Origin of the sequence: Streptococcus mitis (genome assembly GCF_023109235.1) — a bacterium.
Classification (GTDB): domain Bacteria; phylum Bacillota; class Bacilli; order Lactobacillales; family Streptococcaceae; genus Streptococcus; species Streptococcus mitis_DA.
In genome coordinates this window covers 1-802 of record NZ_JALDUC010000023.1, presented here as the reverse complement: position 1 = coordinate 802, position 802 = coordinate 1, and the positions used below count along the sequence as shown (strand labels likewise).

The 802-nt window shown below is 37.8% G+C and carries 1 pseudogene; it reads left to right on the top strand.

Annotation, left to right across the window (positions count from 1 at the left end):
- Positions 1 to 802, top strand: a pseudogene (locus M1F55_RS08995) (IS3 family transposase); the annotation flags it as partial.

The window sequence follows — 802 nt, the reverse complement described above, 5'->3', positions numbered from 1 at the left end:
GTACATGATTAAATTGATTGATCGTTACGGAATAGAGTTCGTCAAAAAAGGAAAGAATTGTTACTATTCTCCTGAACTAAAACAAGAGATCATTGATAAAGTTCTTCTTGAGGGGCATTCACAAATTAGGGCGTCTCTGGATTATGCTCTTCTAAGTAGTGGATTACTTTCGAATTGGCTGGCACAATATAAGAAAAACGGGTATACTATTGTTGAGAAAACAAGAGGGAGACCACCTAAAATGGGACGTAAGCCAAAGAAGAGATTTGAAGATATGACAGAATTAGAACGTCTTCAAGCAGAAAATGAGTACTTGAGAGCGGAGAATGCCATTCTAAAAAAGTTGAGAGAACTCCGATTGAGAGACGAAAAGGAGCAAGAAGAAAAACGGAAATTGTTCAAGGACTGGTAACAGAGTTTTCTTTAGATATCCTTCTAAAGATTATTAAACTTGCCCGTTCAACTTATTATTACCACTTAAAACAGCTGGATCAAAGCGATAAAGATTATGATATTAAAGCTGAAATTCAGTCAATTTATACTGAGCACAAAGGAAATTACGGCTATCGTCGCATGACTCTAGAATTACGAAATCGTGGCTTCGTAGTGAACCATAAGAAGGTGCAGCGTCTGATGAAAGTACTTGGTTTAACGGCTCGAATTCGCCGTAAACGGAAGTATTCTTCATACCAAGGAGAGGTTGGCAAGAAAGCAGATAATCTTATTCAACGTCAATTTGAAGCAACCAAACCAATGCAAAAGTGCTACACAGATGTGACAGAATTTGCCATTCCAGCAAGCA